The 18,841-nt window shown below is 72.9% G+C and carries 19 protein-coding genes and 1 tRNA gene; 4 read left to right on the top strand and 16 right to left on the bottom strand.

The annotated features are described in order from the left end of the window. Positions 1 to 121: 121 nt before the first annotated feature. The 3 genes from NH602_RS14160 to NH602_RS14150 are packed head-to-tail and all read right to left on the bottom strand — an operon-like array spanning position 122 to position 2,705. Positions 122 to 898: an amino acid ABC transporter ATP-binding protein gene (locus NH602_RS14160; protein WP_253068054.1), complete on the bottom strand. Its 777-nt coding sequence runs from the start codon at positions 896 to 898 to the stop codon at positions 122 to 124. Beyond that, on the bottom strand, positions 895 to 1,788 hold the full coding sequence (locus tag NH602_RS14155) for an amino acid ABC transporter permease (RefSeq protein ID WP_073576722.1): 894 nt from the start codon (positions 1,786 to 1,788) through the stop codon (positions 895 to 897). Before NH602_RS14155 ends, NH602_RS14160 begins: the two co-directional genes overlap by 4 nt. Beyond that, positions 1,785 to 2,705: a transporter substrate-binding domain-containing protein gene (locus NH602_RS14150; RefSeq protein WP_073576723.1), complete on the bottom strand. Its 921-nt coding sequence runs from the start codon at positions 2,703 to 2,705 to the stop codon at positions 1,785 to 1,787. Before NH602_RS14150 ends, NH602_RS14155 begins: the two co-directional genes overlap by 4 nt. A gap of 170 nt (positions 2,706 to 2,875) precedes the next feature. On the opposite strand from NH602_RS14150, the gene NH602_RS14145 reads away from it, so the two are divergent. After that, positions 2,876 to 3,871: a PaaX family transcriptional regulator C-terminal domain-containing protein gene (locus NH602_RS14145; RefSeq protein WP_073576724.1), complete on the top strand. Its 996-nt coding sequence runs from the start codon at positions 2,876 to 2,878 to the stop codon at positions 3,869 to 3,871. 12 nt (positions 3,872 to 3,883) lie between these two features. Here the strand turns inward: NH602_RS14145 and NH602_RS14140 are convergent, their stop codons facing one another. The 12 genes from NH602_RS14140 to NH602_RS14085 all read right to left on the bottom strand — a co-directional run bounded on the left by NH602_RS14140 (position 3,884) and on the right by NH602_RS14085 (position 14,060). Continuing rightward, on the bottom strand, positions 3,884 to 4,630 hold the full coding sequence (locus NH602_RS14140) for an LLM class flavin-dependent oxidoreductase (RefSeq protein ID WP_253068053.1): 747 nt from the start codon (positions 4,628 to 4,630) through the stop codon (positions 3,884 to 3,886). Positions 4,631 to 4,632: 2 nt separating this feature from the next. Continuing rightward, entirely contained in the window at positions 4,633 to 6,585 is a 1,953-nt protein-coding gene (locus tag NH602_RS14135; RefSeq protein WP_179761661.1) for an acetoacetate--CoA ligase, read from the bottom strand. Between the two features lie 133 nt (positions 6,586 to 6,718). Then, positions 6,719 to 7,717 carry an LLM class flavin-dependent oxidoreductase gene (locus NH602_RS14130; RefSeq protein ID WP_073576727.1) on the bottom strand — a complete coding sequence of 333 codons (999 nt, stop codon included), beginning with the start codon at positions 7,715 to 7,717 and terminating at the stop codon, positions 6,719 to 6,721. Between the two features lie 33 nt (positions 7,718 to 7,750). Continuing rightward, positions 7,751 to 9,286 carry a long-chain fatty acid--CoA ligase gene (locus NH602_RS14125; protein WP_073576919.1) on the bottom strand — a complete coding sequence of 512 codons (1,536 nt, stop codon included), beginning with the start codon at positions 9,284 to 9,286 and terminating at the stop codon, positions 7,751 to 7,753. Between the two features lie 159 nt (positions 9,287 to 9,445). Beyond that, positions 9,446 to 9,754, bottom strand: coding sequence for a YciI family protein (locus tag NH602_RS14120; protein ID WP_073576920.1), 309 nt, complete (start codon positions 9,752 to 9,754; stop codon positions 9,446 to 9,448). Positions 9,755 to 9,813: 59 nt separating this feature from the next. Then, on the bottom strand, positions 9,814 to 10,761 hold the full coding sequence (locus NH602_RS14115; protein ID WP_073576728.1) for an acyl-CoA desaturase: 948 nt from the start codon (positions 10,759 to 10,761) through the stop codon (positions 9,814 to 9,816). Positions 10,762 to 10,963: 202 nt separating this feature from the next. After that, on the bottom strand, positions 10,964 to 11,455 hold the full coding sequence (locus NH602_RS14110) for an Asp23/Gls24 family envelope stress response protein (protein ID WP_253068052.1): 492 nt from the start codon (positions 11,453 to 11,455) through the stop codon (positions 10,964 to 10,966). A gap of 1 nt (position 11,456) precedes the next feature. Then, positions 11,457 to 11,945: an RNA polymerase sigma factor gene (locus NH602_RS32215; RefSeq protein WP_246352699.1), complete on the bottom strand. Its 489-nt coding sequence runs from the start codon at positions 11,943 to 11,945 to the stop codon at positions 11,457 to 11,459. A gap of 367 nt (positions 11,946 to 12,312) precedes the next feature. Continuing rightward, complete coding sequence (locus NH602_RS14100) at positions 12,313 to 12,648, bottom strand: Asp23/Gls24 family envelope stress response protein (RefSeq protein WP_179761658.1); 336 nt, start codon at positions 12,646 to 12,648, stop codon at positions 12,313 to 12,315. Then, the gene (locus tag NH602_RS14095) at positions 12,645 to 13,061 is read right to left on the bottom strand and encodes an STAS domain-containing protein (RefSeq protein ID WP_179761657.1); all 417 of its coding nucleotides are present in this window, start codon (positions 13,059 to 13,061) and stop codon (positions 12,645 to 12,647) included. Before NH602_RS14095 ends, NH602_RS14100 begins: the two co-directional genes overlap by 4 nt. Before the next feature lie 394 nt (positions 13,062 to 13,455). Next, positions 13,456 to 13,635, bottom strand: coding sequence for a hypothetical protein (locus NH602_RS14090; protein ID WP_308292841.1), 180 nt, complete (start codon positions 13,633 to 13,635; stop codon positions 13,456 to 13,458). A gap of 350 nt (positions 13,636 to 13,985) precedes the next feature. Beyond that, a tRNA-Thr gene (locus NH602_RS14085) sits at positions 13,986 to 14,060 on the bottom strand. A gap of 154 nt (positions 14,061 to 14,214) precedes the next feature. Here NH602_RS14085 and NH602_RS14080 point away from each other — a divergent pair. From NH602_RS14080 to otsB, 3 genes are read left to right on the top strand one after another with little or no spacing between them, the layout of a single operon-like run. After that, positions 14,215 to 15,687, top strand: a complete 1,473-nt coding sequence (locus NH602_RS14080; protein ID WP_100878895.1) for a threonine/serine exporter ThrE family protein — start codon at positions 14,215 to 14,217, stop codon at positions 15,685 to 15,687. 32 nt (positions 15,688 to 15,719) lie between these two features. After that, on the top strand, positions 15,720 to 17,138 hold the full coding sequence (locus NH602_RS14075; protein ID WP_073576733.1) for a trehalose-6-phosphate synthase: 1,419 nt from the start codon (positions 15,720 to 15,722) through the stop codon (positions 17,136 to 17,138). Beyond that, positions 17,135 to 17,899: a trehalose-phosphatase gene (gene otsB, locus NH602_RS14070; RefSeq protein ID WP_073576734.1), complete on the top strand. Its 765-nt coding sequence runs from the start codon at positions 17,135 to 17,137 to the stop codon at positions 17,897 to 17,899. Before NH602_RS14075 ends, otsB begins: the two co-directional genes overlap by 4 nt. Positions 17,900 to 17,936: 37 nt before the next feature. On the opposite strand, the gene NH602_RS14065 is transcribed toward otsB, so the two are convergent. Next, a partial coding sequence (locus NH602_RS14065; protein WP_253068051.1) for a transglycosylase domain-containing protein occupies positions 17,937 to 18,841 on the bottom strand: 905 nt, incomplete at its 5' end.

Here is an 18,841-nt window from a genome sequence, read left to right as displayed (position 1 = left end):
GCGCCTGGCTGTTCGTCATCTGGCACTGCTGGCAGGACAACCTCGCCTACGACCCCACCCGACACCGCGCCCTCCAACGCCTCCTCGAAGATCAACAAGCGGCGGGTTGACACAGGGCATCTCATGCGGGGACCTCCCGGGTGTGGCGGGACAGGAAGGCGCGCAGCCGTTCGCTCGACGGGTTCCCGAAGACCTGCGCGGGCGGCCCGATCTCGACGACGCGACCGGCCTCCATGAACACGACGCGGTCCGCGACCTCGCGGGCGAAGGCCATCTCGTGGGTGACCACGATCATCGTCAGGCCGTCGGCGGCCAGCGTCCGCAGGACGCCCAGGACCTCCTCCACCAGCTCCGGGTCGAGCGCGGAGGTGGGCTCGTCGAACAGCAGGATCCGCGGCCGGGTCGCCAGCGCACGGGCGATCGCCACGCGCTGCTGCTGCCCCCCGGAGAGCTGGCGCGGGTAGTGGTGCAACCGGTCGCCGAGACCGACCCGCTCCAGCAGCGCGACCGCCTCCTCGTGGGCCCGGGCGGCAGACCGGCCGTGCACCCGCCGCGGCGCCTCGGTGACGTTGCGCAGCGCGTCGAAGTGCGGGAACAGGTTGAACTGCTGGAACACCATGCCGATCCGGCGGCGCTGGGCAGCGACGCCCTTCGGGCTGAGCGGGCGCAGCCCCCCGCGCTGCTCGGCGTAGCCGAGGAGTTCGCCGTCGAGGTACATCCCGCCGGCGTCGAGGGACTCGAGCTGGTGGACGCAGCGGACCAGCGTCGACTTGCCCGACCCCGAGGGGCCGATCACGACGACGACCTCCCCCTCGGTCACGTCGAGGTCGACGCCGTCGAGCGCGGCGTGCGACCCGAACCGCTTGGTCACACCGTGCAGGTGCAGGACGGGGCTCACGAGGCACCTCCGGCCGCGGCCGTCCGGACGTGCCCGCGGGCGAACCGGCGCTCCAGCCGTCGTTGCGCCACCGTGAGCAGCGTGACGACGGCCAGGTACCAGATGCAGGCCACGAGCAGGTTGGGGACGATCTCGTAGGTCTGGTTGTAGATGATCTGCACCGCGTTGAGCAGGTCGTTCATCGCGATCACCGACACCAGCGCGGTGCCCTTCACGACCGTGATGAACTGGCTCCCCGACGGCGGGATGATGACCCGCATCGCCTGCGGCAGGACGATCCGGAAGAACGTCTGGGCCGGGGTGAAGCCCATCGCGGCCGCGGCCTCGCGCTGCCCGTGGTCGACACCGAGGATCCCGGCGCGCACGATCTCGGCCATGTAGGCGGACTGGACGAGCGAGAGCCCGATCACCGCCGCGGTCAGCGGGGTGATGACGTCGTTGGCGTCCCAGGACACCAGGGTCGGTCCGAACGGCAGGCCGATCGAGATCCGTGGCACCAGGTAGGCCAGGTTGAACCAGAAGATCAGCTGGACCAGCGGCGGGATGCCCCGGAACACCCCGACGTAGACGGTGGCGGCCCAGCGGACCGGCCCCAGGTCCGACAGCTGCGCGGCGGCGAGCAGACCGCCCAGCAACGACCCGATCACCATCGCGGCGACCGCCAGCAGCAGCGTCGTGACCAGGCCCCGGAGCACCGCGGGGGCGAACAGGTTGGCGGCGACGACGTCCCACTGGAACCGCTCGTTGCCGACCAGGAAGACGACGATGCGGACGACGACCAGCGCCAGCAGCAGCGAGGCGACCCAGCGCCACGGGCGGGACCGGGGACGGGCGGTCGCGACGTCGTGCGTTCCGGGGCCGCTGGTCGACGGCGGCGCGGTGACGGTCACGGCGTGGTCCCCGCGTTCAGCTCCGGCGCCGGGACGGTCACGTCGTCGAGGCCCCAGCGGGACATGATCCCGGCGTAGGTGCCGTCCCGGAACAGCTCCTCGAACGCCCGCTGCATCACCGGCCCGAGCTCCTCGGACTTCGGGACGTAGAGCGCGAGCTTGTCGACGGTGGCGCCCTGCTCCTCGGTCTGCGTGACGTAGGTGTAGACGCCCTGCTGTTGTGCGGTCACGTCGATCGCGGCCGCCTGGGTCATCCCGGCGGCGTCCGCCCGGCCGGACCGGGCGGCGAGCAGGGTGGCGTTGGTGTCGGCCAGCCCGATCGAGGTGACCTCCGGCCTGCCGGTACGGGTGCAGTACCCGGAGAGCAGCCGCAGCTGCTCCTCCACGACGCTCGCGGTCGTCACGGCGACCCGCCGGCCGCACAGGTCGTCGGCGGCCTGCACGTCCAGGGTCGAGTCGGCGGGAACCACGTAGGAGGTCCTGGTGGTCATCCAGGTGACCGTGTCGAACTGCCGCTCGCGCTCGGCGGTGACCTTCACGGGTCCGTTGAAGGCGTCGTAGCGGCCCGCCAGCATCCCCTGCAGCGCGGCCGGGAGGCTGTCGACGACCACGGTCTCGGTACGGACGCCGAGCACCCGGGCCAGGGCGTCCTGGAAGTCCCGGTCGATACCGGTGATGCTGCCGTCACCGGCGACCGTGCGGTACGGCGGATGCGAGTCGCCGGCGAACCGGATGACACCCGCCTCCTTGACCGCGTCGGGCAGTGCGGCGTGCAGCTCGGCGTTCGCGCCGGGTGGCAGCGGGGTCTCCGCGGGGTCCCCCGAGCCCCCGATCCCACAGCCGGCGAGCAGCAGCACCGAGGCGGACAGGACGCCGAGGCCCAGGACACGGGGACGGCGTGGGCGGGTGTGGCGCATGGCGAGGTACTCCCTGCGTTGGGTCGTGCCATGTGTGGGCCGGTCGGCGGTTCACGATCATTGCCGACGTCGACAGCGACGAGCGTCGCACGAGGTGTCGCCTATGACAACACCTCCTTTCCGCTCTGCGGAAGACCGACGGGCGACACGTACGCTCCCCCGCGGGAGGGATGTCGATGCCGGACGACGGGCGCACACGGGCGGAGCCACAGCTGCTGCTGACCTCGCTGCTCGGCGACTACTGGTACTGGCGTGACGAGCACATCCCGTCCGCCGCGCTGGTCCGGCTGCTCGCCGAGTTCGGGATCGGCCGGGAGAACGCCCGTGCGGCGATGCGGCGGCTCGCCGCCAAGGGGCTGCTGACGACCTCGCGCGCCGGCCGGACCACGGCCTACGGCATCCCGCCCCGGACCAGCGACGTCATCGTGCACCGGACCCACCGGATGCTGGTCTTCGGCGCGTCCGCGCCGCCCTGGGACGGCCGGTGGACCGTCGTCGCGTTCTCGGTGCCCGAACAGGAACGCGAGATCCGCACGGCGCTGCGCTCCCGGCTGCGGGTACTCGGGCTCGCCGCCCTGTACGACGGCCTGTGGGTCTCGCCGCACGACCTCGCCGGGCCCGCCCGCGACCTCGTCGCCGAGCTCGGCATCGGTCGGGCGACCGTCCTGCGGGCGACCGAGGTGCCCGGCGGCCCGCACGGCGGGGGGCCCGCGTCGGCGTTCGACGTGGAGGGCCTGGCCGCCGAGTACGCGGAGTTCGTCCGGATCTACGCACCGCTGCGCGACGGCCTCGCCGCGGGCCGGATCGGCCCGGCCGAGGCGCTGCGGATCCGCACCGAGCTGCGGGTGGCGTGGCGCACCTTCCCCGAGCGCGACCCCGACCTCCCCGCGGTCATGCTCCCGGCGGGGTGGGCACGGCCGGAGGCGCAACGGCTGTTCATCGAGGTCTACGACCGGCTCGGGCCGTTGGCGGAGCACCGGTTCCGGCAGGTACTCGCCGAGGTCGACCCGGGTCTCGCCGAGCTGGCCTCGCACCACGACAGCGCCCGCATCGCGCGCCTGTACTCCGAGCTCGGCGACCGGCGGGCACGGGGCGACACCCCGTTCGAGCAGGCGGTCCGCGAGCGCAGGCTCGACGAGGTGGGCCGCGGCAGGCCGTCGGCCTGAGCGGGCACCGCGCTATGGCAGCAGCGCCCGGACCTCGTCGGGGTCCGGGCCGCCCGGACCGATGACCACGACGGCGTCGTCGAAGCCCGCGTCGGCGTAGCGGGCCAGGTCGTCCCGCAGACGGCCGAGGTCGGCGCCCTCCGGCACCGGGAGGGCGTAGGCCACCGCGCGACCGCCCCCGGCCGCCCGGTAGCGGCCGAGCGCGTCCAGCATCTCGTCCGGCGTGGTGCGGTAGCCGGAGGCGAGCCAGCCCTCGAAGGACCGGGCGGCCTTCTCGACGTTCGCGCCCCAGGAGCCCAGCAGCAGCGGCGGCCGGGCGGTGGGCACGTCCGCGAGCCGGGCGTCGGCGTCCCCGCCGCGTTCCAGCAGCTCACGCAGCCGGACCACGTTCTCGTCGAAGGTCCGGAAACGGGTCCGGTGGTCCCGGTCGAGGGCGGCGTAGTCGTCGCGGGTCGAGCCGGGGCTCACCCCGAGCGCGAGCCGGTCCCCGCAGACCGCCTGCAGCGACAGCATCCGGTGGGCCAGTTCGGCCGGGTGGTGCAGCGGGACCTGCACCGTGCCCGTCGACAGGCCGACGCCGTCGGTGGCCCCGGCCGCGACGGCCAGCGCGACGAACGGGTCGGGCACCAGCCGTCCACGGCCGATGATCTCCGGCGCCCACAGGTGCGCGAAACCGGCGCCGGCGAGTCGCCGGGCCCACCCGGCGACCGGGTACGGCGGCGCGTCGGACAGGTGCGCGAGCGTCGCGCCGAGGCGCACCGCTACGCCCGCCGGTCCGCGGCGAACCGGGCGTACCAGCGCAGTGCGTCCGGATCGTCGACCGAGGCCAGGTTCGCGGCCCTCTCCAGCGGACGGCCCGCCATCAGCTTCTTGATCGGGACCTCCAGCCGCTTCCCACTCAGCGTGTGCGGCACCGCGGGCGCCTCGACGATCTCGTCCGGGACGTGCCGCGGCGTCAGCCGGGACCGCAGGGCGGACACGATCGTGGCCCGCAGGTCGTCGTCGAGGGTGTGACCCTGCGCGGGGACGACGAACAGGCCCAGCCAGTACTCGTCGTCGGGGAGATCGACGCCGACGACCAGCGCCTCGTCGATCTCCTCCATCGTGTCGAGGACGTCGTAGAAGTCGCCGCTGCCCAGCCGGACGCCCTGCCGGTTGAGCGTGGAGTCCGAGCGGCCGTGGATGGCGACGCTGCCGTCGGTGTGCAGGGTCACCCAGTCCCCGTGCCGCCACACGCCGGGCCAGGTGTCGAAGTAGGAGTCGGTGTAGCGCTCGGCGTCCGGGTCGTTCCACAGGTGCACCGGCATCGACGGCATCGGCTGGAGGACCACCAGGTCACCGACCTCGTCGACGACGGGGTTCCCGTCGTCGTCCCAGGCCGCGCAGTCGACACCGGCCAGGCGACCGCCGATCCGCCCGGCCCGCACCGGCGAGTATTCGTTCGCGCCGACGAAGGAGCCGGAGACGTCGGTGCCGCCGCTGGTCGAGTCGATCCGCATGTCCGAGCGGACGTGGGAGTACAGCCAGTCGTAGCCGGCGGGCGGCAGCGCCGAGCCGCTGACCATGACGTGCCGCAGCCGGGACAGGTCGTGCTCGGTGCGCGGGGACACCCCGGTGTTCGCCGTCGCCGTGACGACCGCCGCCCCCATCAGGACGACGTCGGCGCCGGTCCGGGCGGCAACCTCCCAGACCGCACCCGGCGGGTGGCCGGGGCTGCCCTCGTAGAGCACGATGCTCGCGCCCTGGGTGAGCGCCCCGAGCTGCATGTTCCACAGCGCCCAGCCGGTGGAGGTGTAGGTGAACATGCGCTCGCCGGGCCGCAGGCCGCAGTACAGCCCGGACCACTTCAGGCCCTCGAGGGTGATGCCGCCGTGGCCGTGCACGAGGCCCTTCGGCAGGCCGGTGGTGCCGGAGGTGAACAGCACCCACAGCGGGTGCGAGAACTCGACCTGCGCGAACTCCGGCTCGGCGTCGACGGCGAGCAGCTCGGCCCACGGCGTCGCGCCCTCCGGCACCGGCCGGTCGAACACGGAGGGGACGGCCACGACGTGGCGCACCGTCGGCAGCTCGGCCCGCAGCCGCGCGACGACGTCGGCGCGGTCGACCTCGTGGCCGTTCCAGTGGTAGCCGTCGGCGACGACGAGCACGGTCGGTTCGAGCTGGGCGAGCCGGCCGATGGTGCCCTCGGCACCGAAGTCCGGCGAGCAGCACGACCAGACCGCGCCGACCGCGGCCGCGGCCAGCAGCCCGATCACGGCGTGCTCGGTGTTGGGCAGGTAGGCGCAGACCCGGTCCCCGGGGCGCACCCCGGCCCGGCGCAGCCAGCCGGCGGCGGCCGCGACCGACCGGCGGAGCCCGCCACGGGTGATCTCCCGGGCGGGCGCCCCGCCCTCCTGCACGCACACCAGCGCGGGGTCGTCGTCGGCGCCGCGGCGCAGCGCGTGCTCGGCCCAGTTCAGCCGGGCCCCGGTGAACCACCGGGTGTGCGGCATGTCGTCCGCGGTGCGGACCTGTTCCCACGGCGTCGAGAACGCGACGTCGTAGTAGTCGACGACCGAGCGCCAGAACCGGTCGACGTCGGCGACCGACCACGTGTGCAGGGCGTCGTGATCGTCGAACGGACGGCCCTCCCGCTCGGCCAGCCAGTCCAGGTAGGCGCGCAGCGCGGACTGCTCGATGCGCTCCGCCGACGGGCTCCAGAGGACGTCGGTCATCGGTGTCTCCTCCGTGGGGCGTCCCGCGCGTCGGCGGGCCCACCCGGGAGGTGGACCCGCCGACGCGGTGCTGCGGTGCGGTGCCGCGGTCAGCCCTCGGCGGGGTCGCCGAGGGACACCCGGCTCGGGGTGCTCAGGAGGCGAGCACCTTCGGCATGATGTCGTTCTTGATCCGCTTGAGGTCGTCGAGCGTCTTGGACACCGGGACGTCGGCGAACGGCGGCCAGATCAGCGGCATGGTCATGCCCGCCTCCTTGTACGCCTTGAGCCGGTCGGTGAGCTGCTTCTCGGTGCCCACCAGCAGGTTCGACGCGACACCGTTGACGGTCTGGTCGACCTCCTCGTCGGTGATGACCGTCCAGATCATCGAGCAGATCTCCAGGTCCTTGGCCCGCTTCGGGCTGCCGATCTCCTCGAACTGCTCGTCGATGGCGGTGATCCACTGGGCGAGGCGCTCGGGCGAGTCCTGGATGCCGATCCAGCCGTCGAGGTCGTACTTGGTGATCCGGCGCGCCGAGCGCAGCGGGTCCTTGAGGCCGCTCATGAAGATCGGCGGGCGCGGGTCCTGCAGCGGCTTGTGCCCGAAGCCGCAGGCGTCGAAGTCGGCGAACTCGCCGTGGAACTCGTAGTGGTCGGCGCCCTTGTCCCAGATGCCCTGCATGATCTCGATCGACTCGCGCACGTGCTTGTGGCGCCTCGGGAAGATGTCCGTGGCGCTCGCCGCGGCGAACTCCTCGGGCATCCAGCCGGAGCCGACGCCGACGTTGAGCCGGCCGCCGGCGAGGTGGTCGATGGTCGCCAGCTCCGCGGCGAGGACGCCGGGCGAGCGGAACGGCGTGTCGATGATGCTCATGCCGATGCGGACCTTGGTGGTCTTCGCGGCGAGCCACGGGATCAGCGGGTAGCCCTGGAACCACCGACCGCGCGAGGACACCGGCAGCCCGTTCGGCAGCCCGTCCATCATGCCGAAGGAGTACTGCAGCTCCTGACGGTCGGACTTCTCGGGGACGACGATCCGGTCGAGCGTCCAGACCGAGTCGAAGTCGAGCTCCTCGGCGAGCGCGGTGAGGTCCTCCAACTCCTTGACCGTGACGAGGTCGCGGAAGTTGGGGAGGTACAGAGCGAGCTTCATGTGATGCTGCCTCCTTGCGGCATGACAGGGTCGCTAGCGGGAGAGTGTGACGCGGATCTCGTTCTTGAGAACCTTACCCACGGTCGAGCGCGGAAGATCGGCCCAGAGCTCGACCTGCTTGGGGGCCTTCACGGAGCCGATGCGCGCCTTGACGAACGCGACCAGTTCCTCGGTGTCGATCTCGGCACCGGGCTGGGGCTGGACCACCGCGGTGACCCGTTCGCCCCACTTCTCGTCGGGCAGCCCGACGACCGCGCAGTCCCGGACGGCGTCGTGCGCCATCAGGGCCTGCTCCACCTCGGCGGAGTACACGTTGAACCCACCGGAGATGACCATGTCCTTGGCCCGGTCGACGATGTGCAGGAACCCGTCGTCGTCGAGCAGGCCGATGTCGCCGGTGTGGTGCCAGCCGTGCGCCGACACCTCCGCGGTCGCCTCGGGGTTGCGGTGGTAGCCCGCCATCACCAGCGAACCGCGCACACAGATCTCGCCGCGCTCACCACGCGGGACCGGGTGGCCCTGCTGGTCCAGGATCGCGACGGTGACCAGCGGCGACGGCCGCCCGGCCGAGGCCAGCCGTTCGGTGGCGACGCTCCCGTCGGCGTGACGGTGCTCGGCGGGCGACATCGTCGAGATCATCATGGGGGCCTCGGACTGGCCGAACAGCTGCGCCATCGGCCCGATCCGGTCCAGCGCCTCGGTCAGCCGGGCCACCGACATCGGGGCCGCGCCGTACCAGAAGCACTGCAGCGACGACAGGTCCGTCGCGTCGAGCGCCTCGTGGCCGAGGACCATGTAGATCAGCGTGGGCGGCAGGAACGTGTGCGTGACCCGGTGCGCCTCGATCAGCTCCAGGAACCGGCCGACGTCGGGCTTCGCCATGATCACGACCTCGCCGCCGCGAGCCAGCACCGGGAAGCACAGGACGCCCGCGGCGTGGGTCAGGGGCGCCAGCGCGAGGTACACGGGCCGCTCGCCGAACGGATAGCTCATCAGCGTGATCGCCGACATCGTCTCGACGTTGCGGTCGGTCAGCAGCACGCCCTTGGGACGCCCGGTGGTGCCGCCGGTGCCGACCAGCGCCACGATCTCGTCGGGCGGTGCCGCCTCGGCGGACGGGTCGTCGCGGGCGGCGTCGAGCCAGGCGTCGAAGGCCTCGGCACGACCGTCCGGGCCGGGGTCACCGAGACGCACGAGGGTGGTCAGCTGCGGGAGGTCCGGGGCGATCTCGGCGACCAGGCCGTCGAAGGAGGGTTGGTAGATCAGCGTGGTGCAGTCGAACAGGTCGAGCAGTTCGGCGGTCTCGCCCGCCGCGTTGCGCGGGTTGATCGGGCACCACACCGCGCCGGCGCGGGCGATGCCGAACACGCAGGAGAACGCGGTCGGGTCGTTCGCCGAGAGGATGCCGACCTTGTCCCCCGGCGCGACGCCGGAGCGGCGCAGCGCCCGCGCGACGGAGTGCGAGAGCTCGACGACGTCGCCGTAGGACAGCGTCGTGCCGTCGAGGGTCAGACAGGGGGCCGCGGGATCGAGGGAGGCGCCCTTGTCGAGGTAGAAGGTCAGCGACATCGCGGCTCCCCGGATCTGCACCGTTGCGGACAGCGACGACCGTGGCGGGAATCTGGACAGTTGTCAAGAATTCCTGCCCGACCGGGGTGGGGAACGCCGACGGCGGACGGCCCGGGAGTGGTCCCGGTCCGTCCGCCGTCGTGGTGCGGGGGGTGGTGCCTACGCCTGCCCGGTCAGCGCCCCGGCCAGCGGGCCCAGCGGCGGCGCCCACTCGCGGATCTCGGCGCGGGCCACGACGCCGGCCGTGGAGAACGGGTCCGCGTCGACGATCGCCTGCACGGCGGCCCGGTCCTCGACGCGGAAGATCAGCAGGCCGCCCGGGGCCTCACCCGGGGCCCAGGCGCCGGCGACGAGCATCGTCCCGTCCTCGGCGAGGGGGCGCAGGTAGTCACGGTGGGCCGGACGCGTGGCGTCCCGGAGCTCCGTGTCGTCGGTGTAGGTGTAGATCAGTGCGAAGGTCGTGGCCACACCGCGATCCTCGCACGCGGCGACGCCGACGGGGCCACCGTCGGCGTCGTCGTCCGTCGTCACTTCGCCGCGAGGCGCTCCAGGCGACGGGTGGTGGGCCAGCGGACGTTCGTCGCCCAGCCCGCCTTCTCGAAACCGCGGATGACCACGGCGGAGATGTCGATCTGGCCCTTCTTCACGCCGTGCCGGGCGCAGGTCGGGTCGGCGTGGTGCAGGTTGTGCCAGGACTCGCCGCAGGACAGCACGGCCAGCCACCAGACGTTGGCGGACTTGTCGCGTGCGGCGAACGGGCGCTCGCCCCAGATGTGGCAGATCGAGTTGATCGACCAGGTCACGTGGTGCAGCACCGCGACGCGGACGAAGCCCGCCCAGAACAGCGCGGTCAGCGCACCCCACCAGGACATCGTGATCAGACCGCCGAGCAGTGCCGGGCCGAGCAGGCTCGCGACGACGATCAGCGGGAACGCCTTGTCGACGCGGGCGATGTCGCGGTCCTCCAGCAGGTCCGGGGCGAACCGCTTCATATTGGTCAGGTCGCGCTGGAACAGCCAGCCCAGATGGGCGTGCCAGAAGCCCTTGACCAGGGCCATCGGGCCGGTGCCGTAGAGCCACGGCGAGTGCGGGTCGCCCTCCTTGTCCGAGAACGCGTGGTGCCGGCGGTGGTCACCGACCCAGTCGAGCACGCTGCCCTGCAGCGACAGGCTGCCCGCGATCGCCAGCGCGATCCGCAGCGGGCGCTTCGCCTTGAACGCGCCGTGGGTGAAGTACCGGTGGAACCCGACCGTGACGCCGAGGCAGCTCACGTAGTAGAAGACGACAGCCAGCACGACGTCGGTCCAGCCCAGGAAGCCCGCCCCCCAGGCGAGGGGGACGGCCGCGAGCAGCGCCAGGGTCGGCAGGACGACGAACAGCCCCACCAGGAACATCTCCCCCGGCGGGCGCTTCCCGTCCAGGACGGGTGCGGGCCCGCTCTTCGTGGGAGCCGGTGCCGCGTCGAGTGTTGTCATGGCTCCACTACATCGGGTGACCGGCGTCGGCACAGTCCGGCTGGCCCCCCTGTGTGGAAGGGGGTATCTCCTCGGCTGGGCCGTTCGCGCGATCCCGTACCCCCGTGAGCAGAACCTGCGACGACGACGTGACCGTCCGCTCGCGGTGAACAGCTCACCGGGGAGCCCGCGATCGGGCGGGCGGCGTACGTCACCGCGATCCTCAGGGTTCGGTGAAGACGTCGTCGATGAGCACGGTGACCTGGACGGGTTCGAGGTCCGTGAGGTGGCGGACCGTGGCGACCACGGCGCGGCGGACGTCGTCGGCGAGCTGGTGCAGCGGGCGTCCGAAGTCCGCGGCGAGGGTGATCTCCAGGGCCGTGCTCGCCCCGGCGACGCCTGCGGTGACCTCGGAGTCCGAGTCGCGGTGGCCGGACAGGTCACGGCTCAGGGCGACGCGGACACCGGGAACACCTTCGGCGGAGTGCCGCGCAGCGGCGACGACCACCCGCGCGGCGACGCGGGTGAGCCCGTCGGCAGTGCGGACGGTGGCGTAGTCGCTGTCGTCGATCGCGCTACGGATGCGCGCGAGCGCCTCCTCCATCGGCCCCTCGGGCGCGATCACCTGCTCGGCGGCCAGGTCGCGCAGGGGTGACAACAGCCGGTCGTACTCCGCGAGAGCCGCCTGGCAGTGCACGCAGCCCTGCTGGTGCACGTCACGGTCGGCACCGCGGCCGTCGGCGACCTGGGTGAGCAGCGTGTCGACCGACCTGCCGCAGGTGAGGGTGTCCCGGTCCCGACGGTCGGTGTGGTCGGGCTGGTCGTGCTCGGTACAGACGGCCGCGCAAGGTCGGTTCGGAGACGCCGAGGATGGCGGCGGCCTCGTCGTAGCCCAGCTGCTCGATGTCCACCAGCACGACGGGGGCCCGCTGTTCAGGTGGGAGACCGGTGACCGCCGCCACCATCGCCGAAAGCCTGTTCCTGGCCATCACCTGGGCGTCGGCGCCCGGCGAACTGACGATGTCGGGATCGGTCAGGGGTGTGTCCTCACGGCGACGCCTGATCGTGCCCAGACAACGGTTCACCACGATGCGGTAGAGCCACGTGGTGAACAGGCTCGTGCCCGCGAATCCGGCCAGCGCCGTCCACAGCTGGATGACGACCTCCTGGGCGACGTCCTCGGCGTCGTCGGGGTTGCCGAGCATGCGCAGGGCGATCCGGTAGATGCGGTCGCGGTGTCGCCGTACGAGCGCCTCGTAGGCGTCGAGCGAACCCTCCTGGGCCTTGCCGACGAGCCAGTCGTCGGCCTGGTGGTCGAGCCGCTCGGGACGGGGCCCACGCCGCGCCGGGACGGGGCGGGGCGGGGCCGGCTGTCGTCGTGCGCCACGTGGCTCCGTACCTCCGGCGGGATGGTCGACGCCGACCTGTCGGCCTCGGGAACTCGTTGCTGCGGTGCCGAGTGCGCCGACGCCCCCGAGCCGGCGACAGGGGCGACGGACATGCGGACGATCGTTGCCTACACACGGACATCCCGCCCGGCGGAGCAGTGCGTTCAGGCACGCACCGGGCGGGTCACCTGTAGTCCTCGACGGTCACGGTGATCCCCGCGTCGGGGATGACACCGCGGACGGCGGCCCTGACCTGGTCGGCGATCTCGGCGATCGGATGGGGGTGGCGACCGACGACGTGCACGTCGACATGCGTGGAGCGTCGATCGTCCGCGCCCGTCCACTCGGCGCTCCCCGGGTCGACGCCGAGGCGGACACCCACGACTCGCCGTCCCGGCAGATGGGTCGCGACGGTGCCGAAGGGCCCGCCGTGGAGATCGACGACGCCCGGACAGCCCCGGACCGCGTCGGCGAGTGGGACGCTGAGGTGGTCAGGATGTTCTGGTCGGGGGTCGGTCATGGGCCCTCTCCTCTCTCGTCGTCGTGAGCTGTCCAGGTCGCGGTGGGGGTGGTCGCCCGGTCGTGCGCGGCCGGCTCCGTGTCAGGTGCGATCGCCTGCGTGACGTCGTCGGCGAGATGCAGCACGCGCTCGACGCCGCTGACCACGACGAGACGTTCGAGCGCACGGTTCCCCGAGACGACCACGCGCATGTCGATCCCGTGGGCACGAGCGAGCCGATGGGTGCGCACCAGCAGGTCCAGACCATGGGAGTCCAGGTAGCCCACCGCGGTCAGGTCCACACACAGCAGGGTCGGAACCGGTTCCGGTACGAGCGCGATGACCGTGCGCCGCAGCTCCGGCACGCGTGCGGCGTCGACCTCGCCGACGATCCGCAGCACCACGATGCCCGGGCCCGGCCTGTCCACCAGCACGTCAGCGGCATGATGCCCACTCCTCTCGGTCCTCCTCGACCTCGTCGTCGGTGATCGGGTGGTGCCGGGTCCGTCGGGTGGACCGACCGCGGCCGGGCGCATCGCCCGCAGATTCACCACCTGGTCGACGCGGACGAGAGGCAGCCGGTCGGTGCGGCGCCGCGGAGAGCACCTGCAGCCCTCGATCACGACGACGATCTCGGCCGCCCGCGTCCGGCGGAGGCAACGGATGCACGGACCAGGGCGGCGATCCCGTCCGGCGTGCAGGCCGTCCGTCCGACGGCCGGGGAAGGTGGCCGTCGACCTCGCCGCAGGGCCCGGGTGCGGGTTCCCTCCGGCAGCGCAGCTCAGCGCCCGGGTCGCGGCCGGGGCGAGGGCCGGCCCGGTGTGGACGTCACGCGATGCGGGCCGCTCCGCCGCCGAGGGTGTACACGCCGCGGACCTCGCGGGCCGCCGGACCTGCGATCTCGGCGACGACTGCCTCGGCGATCCGGGTACTGCCCCGGCCGGAGGACAGCGCGCCCGACGCCGCCGGGCCCGGGGTCGTCGCCGTGGGGGTGTCCGGGGTGGTCATGTCCTGTCTCCCTTCGTGCCGCGGGCCCGGCCGCCTGGTGTGCCGGGGCCTCTGCGGCGGAGGAGGCCTCCGTTGCCGGAAGGTCTCGTTCCGTTCCACAGCCGTGGGACACGATCGGGACAGGATCCTCACGCGGCGGTGCTGTGATGTGAACCATCGCCGAGCGGTCGGTCCTCGCGACCGGGGGAGACCGGTGCCGGCGAGAGTGGAGGGTCGTCCTGCCACCCGGCGTCTCGCGAATCGTCCATAGCCCTGCGTCACGCTGCCGGCCGGCCGGCATGGCCTCGACCACGGGGAGCCGTGCGAGCGGTCCTGCCGGAGACGTTCCGGAGCGGACCGCTGATCGGACCTGGAGCCGGAGGTCGGGATCGAACCGACGACCTACCGCTTACAAGGCGGTTGCTCTACCACTGAGCTACACCGGCGGGCAGGCCCCAGCCTAACCCGCCCCTCCGTCGCAACCGCTCACCCCGCCCGGCCGTCGGACGGTGTGAGGTAGGCCGACGCCCCGACGCCGGTCGGCGGCCCGCCCCTAGCCTGGTGGGCGACGCCAGACCCGCACGACGGAATGGAGGGATCGTGGCCGAGGAGACGCCGCCGGCCGACCGGTTCGCACGGCGGCTGCGCGGCGCGCTGCGGCGTGACGCGAAACGGCTGCTCACCCCGGGTCCGTCGACGGTGCCGATGCTCATGCTCGGCCCGCAGGTCCCCGACGACGCCCGTGTGCAGGAGGTCCTGGACCTCTGCATGCGGATCGGTGAGATCGAGCTGTCCTCCGGCGAATCGGTCGACGAGGTCACGGCGACGATGCTGCGGCTGGCCAACCTGGCGGGTCTGCCGGCGGTCGACGTGGACATCACGTTCACCTCGATCACGATGTGCTGCCACCGCGGCAACGCCGCCCAGCCGGTGACGACGATGCGACTGGTCCGCTACCGCACGCTCGACCTGTCCCGCCTCGCCGAGACCGAGGCGATCATCCGCGACGTCGAGGCGGGTCGGCTCGACGTGCGGGCGGCGTCGTCGAAGGTCTCCGAGGTCGTGCGGCACCCGCACCCCTACCCCCGCTGGGTGGCGACGTTCGGCTGGGCCGCGCTGGCCGCGTCGATCGCCCTGCTGCTCGGTGGCGGCCCGCTGACCGCGACGACGGCGTTCGTCACCACCGCGATCATCGACCGGATCGGCCGGGTACTGGCCCGGCGCGGGGTCGCAGCGTTCTTCCAGCAGGTGGTCGGTGGCTTCCTCGTCACCGCCTCGACGGTCGCCCTGGTGCAGCTGGAGGTGTTCCCGCCGGGCACCCGGGCGTCCTACATCGTCGCCGCGGGCATCACGGTGCTGCTGTCCGGGCTGAGCGTGGTCTCCACCGTGCAGGACGCCCTGACCGGCTACTACCTGACCGCGGCCGCCCGCATGGTCGAGATCTCACTGCTGTCGGCGGGGCTTCTGACCGGCGTCGTGCTCGGCCTGCAGCTCGGGCTCGCGATGGGGACCCAGATCGAGGTGTCCGGGGACCTGCCGTCGGGACCGGGCCAGTTCGGGCTCTCGCTGGTCGCCGGTGCGCTGGCGGCGGCGTTCTACGCGCTCGCCGGGTACGCACCGTTGCGGTCGTTGCCGATCGCCGGCGCGGTCGGCGCGTCGAGCTGGCTGGTCTACGGCCTGCTCACGCAGAACGCCGGGCTCGGCCAGGTACCCGCGACCGGGGCCGCGGCCCTGGTCGTCGGGCTCGCGGCGGGCCTGCTGCGGCGCGGCACACAGACCCCGCCGATGGTCGTCACCCTCGCCGGGGTCACCCCGCTGCTGCCCGGTCTGGCCGCCTACCGCGGCTTCTACCAGCTGGCGATCGAGGGGCCGTCCGAGGGATTGGTGACGATCACGATCGCGCTGGCCGTCGGTCTGGCGCTGGCCGCAGGCGTCGCCCTGGGGCAGTTCGTGGCCAGCCCGCGCCGCCGTCCCGAGGACCGGCCCGGCGGGGCCGAGAGCTCCCCCACCGGCGCCGCGGCCGTCGGCGCCCCGGTGCCCGACACCACGGCCGACGGGGCCGATCCGAAGTAGGGTCGCCACGGGGCGAGCGTCGAGGAGGGCATGTGTCCACAGGGGAACCGGTGACCGCAGCGGATCTGGTGGTGGTGGCCAACAGGCTCCCCGTGGACCTGGAGCGGCACCCGGACGGCAGCACCACCTGGCGTCGCAGCCCGGGTGGCCTGGTCACGGCGCTGGAGCCGACCCTGCGGGCCCGGGAGGGTGCTTGGGTCGGCTGGCCCGGCGTCCCCGACGCCGAGGTCGAGCCCTTCGCCGAGGACGGCCTGTCGCTGTTCCCGGTGATGCTGACCGCGCAGGAGGTCACCGACTACTACGAGGGCTTCTCCAACGGCACGCTCTGGCCGCTCTACCACGACGTCGTCGCACCGCCGCAGTTCCACCGGCACTGGTGGCGGGCCTACACCGCGGTGAACCAGCGCTTCGCCGAGGAGGTCGCCAAGGTCGCCGCGCAGGGCGCGACGGTCTGGGTGCAGGACTACCAGCTCCAGCTCGTCCCGGGGAAGCTGCGCGAGCTGCGCCCGGACCTGCGGATCGGCTTCTTCCTGCACATCCCGTTCCCGCCGGTCGAGCTGTTCCGCCAGCTCCCGTGGCGGACCCGGATCATGGAGGGACTGCTCGGTGCGGACCTCGTCGGCTTCCACACCGACGGCGGCGTCCGCAACTTCCACTGGCTCGCCCAGGAGCTCGCCGGGGCCTCCCCCGACCGCGACCCCGAGGTGCTCCACCACGGCGGACGGCGGATCCGGCTCGGCGCGTTCCCGATCTCGATCGACTCGCACCGGCTCGACGAGCTGGCCCGGACCCCCGAGGTCGAGAAGCGCGCCGCCGAGATCCGGACGGAGCTCGGCAGCCCGGAGAAGATCGTGCTGGGGGTCGACCGGCTCGACTACACCAAGGGCATCGACGTCCGGCTCCGCGCGTTCCACGAGCTCCTCGAGGAGGAGCGGGTGTCCGTCGACGACGCGGTGATGATCCAGCTGGCGACGCCGTCGCGGGAGCGGGTCGAGCACTACCAGCAGATGCGCGCCGACATCGAGCAGGCCGTCGGCCGGATCAACGGCGAGTTCGCCCGCGTCGGGCACCCGGCGGTGCACTACCTGCACCGGTCGCTGCCGCGCGAGGAGCTCGCCGCGTTCTTCCTCGCCGCCGACGTCATGCTCGTGACCCCGCTGCGCGACGGCATGAACCTCGTCGCCAAGGAGTACGTCGCCTGCCGCCCCGACGACGGCGGCTGTCTCGTGCTATCCGAGTTCGCCGGTGCCGCGATCGAGCTGACCAGCGCTCTGCTGGTCAACCCGCACGACACCGACGGCGTCAAGGAGGCGCTCTACGCGGCGCTGACCATGAACGCCGAGGAGGGGCGCAAACGGATGCGCACGCTGCGCCGCCAGGTCCTCGACCACGACGTCGACCGCTGGGCCACCGGGTTCCTGGAGGCGCTCGGCATCCGGGTCGAGCAGTGAGCCCCGACGCCGCCGTGGAGCAGCTCGCCGGCGTGGGGCGGCTGCTCGTCGCCCTCGACTTCGACGGCGTACTGGCCCCGCTGGTCGACGACCCGTCGGCGTCGCGGCCGCTGCCCGCCTCGGCCGACGCCGTCCGGCGCCTCGCGGCGCACGACGCGACGACCGTCGTGATGCTGTCCGGCCGGGGCCGCGACGACCTCGCAACCGTCTCCGGGTTCGTCCCGCCGGTCGGGCTGGTGGGCAGCCACGGCGCCGAGTACGACGACGGGCTCGCCGCCCTGCTCGGGCGCGGCGGCCTGCTGACGCCTGCGCAGGAGCGCCGACGGACCGCGCTGCTCGACGGCCTGCGCACCCTGGTCGACGGGACCCCCGGGGCGCGCCTGGAGACCAAGCCCGCGGGCGGAGCGGTGCACGTGCGCGGCATGGACCCGGCCGCCGGGGCGGCGCTGCTGGAGCGGGTCGACGCCGAGTGGGCCGGTGACGGCGTCGACGCCGTCGCGGGCAAGGACGTGCTGGACCTGGCCGTCGTCGAGACCACCAAGGGCTCCGCGGTGGAGGCGCTGCGGTCGGCCCTGCACGCGGACGCGGTGCTGTTCGCCGGGGACGACGTCACCGACGAGACCGCGTTCCGGGTGCTGGGCGACGGCGACGTCGGCATCAAGGTCGGCGACGGCGACACCGCGGCCCGCTTCCGGGTCGCCGACCCGCAGGAGATGGCCGGGGTCCTGGAGCGGCTGGCCGCGCTGCGCTGCGGGTCCTGACCAGGTCCCGACCGGGTCCTGACCAGGTCGCGGCAGCTCAGTCGAGGTCGGCCAGCGCGGCCGGGGGCTCGCGGCACGGGTCGTCGGCGGCGGGCAGGTCGGAGGCGTTGCCGGGGATCCCGAGGCCCTCGGTGGCGGCGAGCCCGCCCATCTGGTTGTACCAGCGCGGGGCGCGCTCGCGGGCGTGCCAGTAGCCCTTCGCGCTGATCCAGCCGCGTTCGCCGGGGTCGGCGACACCGTTGCCGTTGGAGTCGCCGAGGAAGCGCATGCCGCCGCCGGGGGCGCGTTCGACGTGCAGCGGGGACGGCAGCAGCCCGATGAGCTGCGCGGACTCGTCCACGCTGAGCGAGCGGCTGGACTTGCCGAAGTAGTACCAGGAGGCGGCGCAAACGCCGTAGACGCGCGGCGCGAACTGCGCGACGTTGACGTAGATCTCCAGGATCCGGCGCTTGGACATGACGAGCTCCATCGTCTCCGCCGGCGGGATCTCCAGCGCCTTGCGCACCGGTTCCAGCGGCGGATAGCGCCCGGCCCACAGGAACAGGTTCTTCGACGTCTGCTGGGTGATGGTCGACCCGGACGGGTCGTCGGTGCCGTCCATGTACGCCTGCACGCGCGCCCACTGCATCCCGTAGTCGACGGCGAGGGTGCGCTCCGGGAACTGCTGGTCCTCCTGCCCCATCACCACGATCAGGAAGTTGCGCGACACGTGCTCGGCGTCGGTCCACTGCGCGACGGTGGGCCCGAAGTTCCACAGCCGGAACATCGTGTACGGCGGGTTGACCAGGGTGAACAGCAGCACCAGGACCAGCGGGACGGCCTGGGCGACCAGGGCCCAGCGCAGCAGCCTGCGCAGCCGGACCCGGGTCGACGGCGGCGGGGTCCCCGGGGGCCGCTGCGGCCGCAGCCGGCGCAGCCGGTCCCGCAGCGCCGCGAGCTGCG

Source organism: Pseudonocardia sp. McavD-2-B, from assembly GCF_024124365.1.
In the GTDB taxonomy this organism is placed as follows: Bacteria; Actinomycetota; Actinomycetes; order Mycobacteriales; family Pseudonocardiaceae; genus Pseudonocardia; species Pseudonocardia alni.
This window is presented reverse-complemented; position numbering and strand designations above follow the sequence as displayed.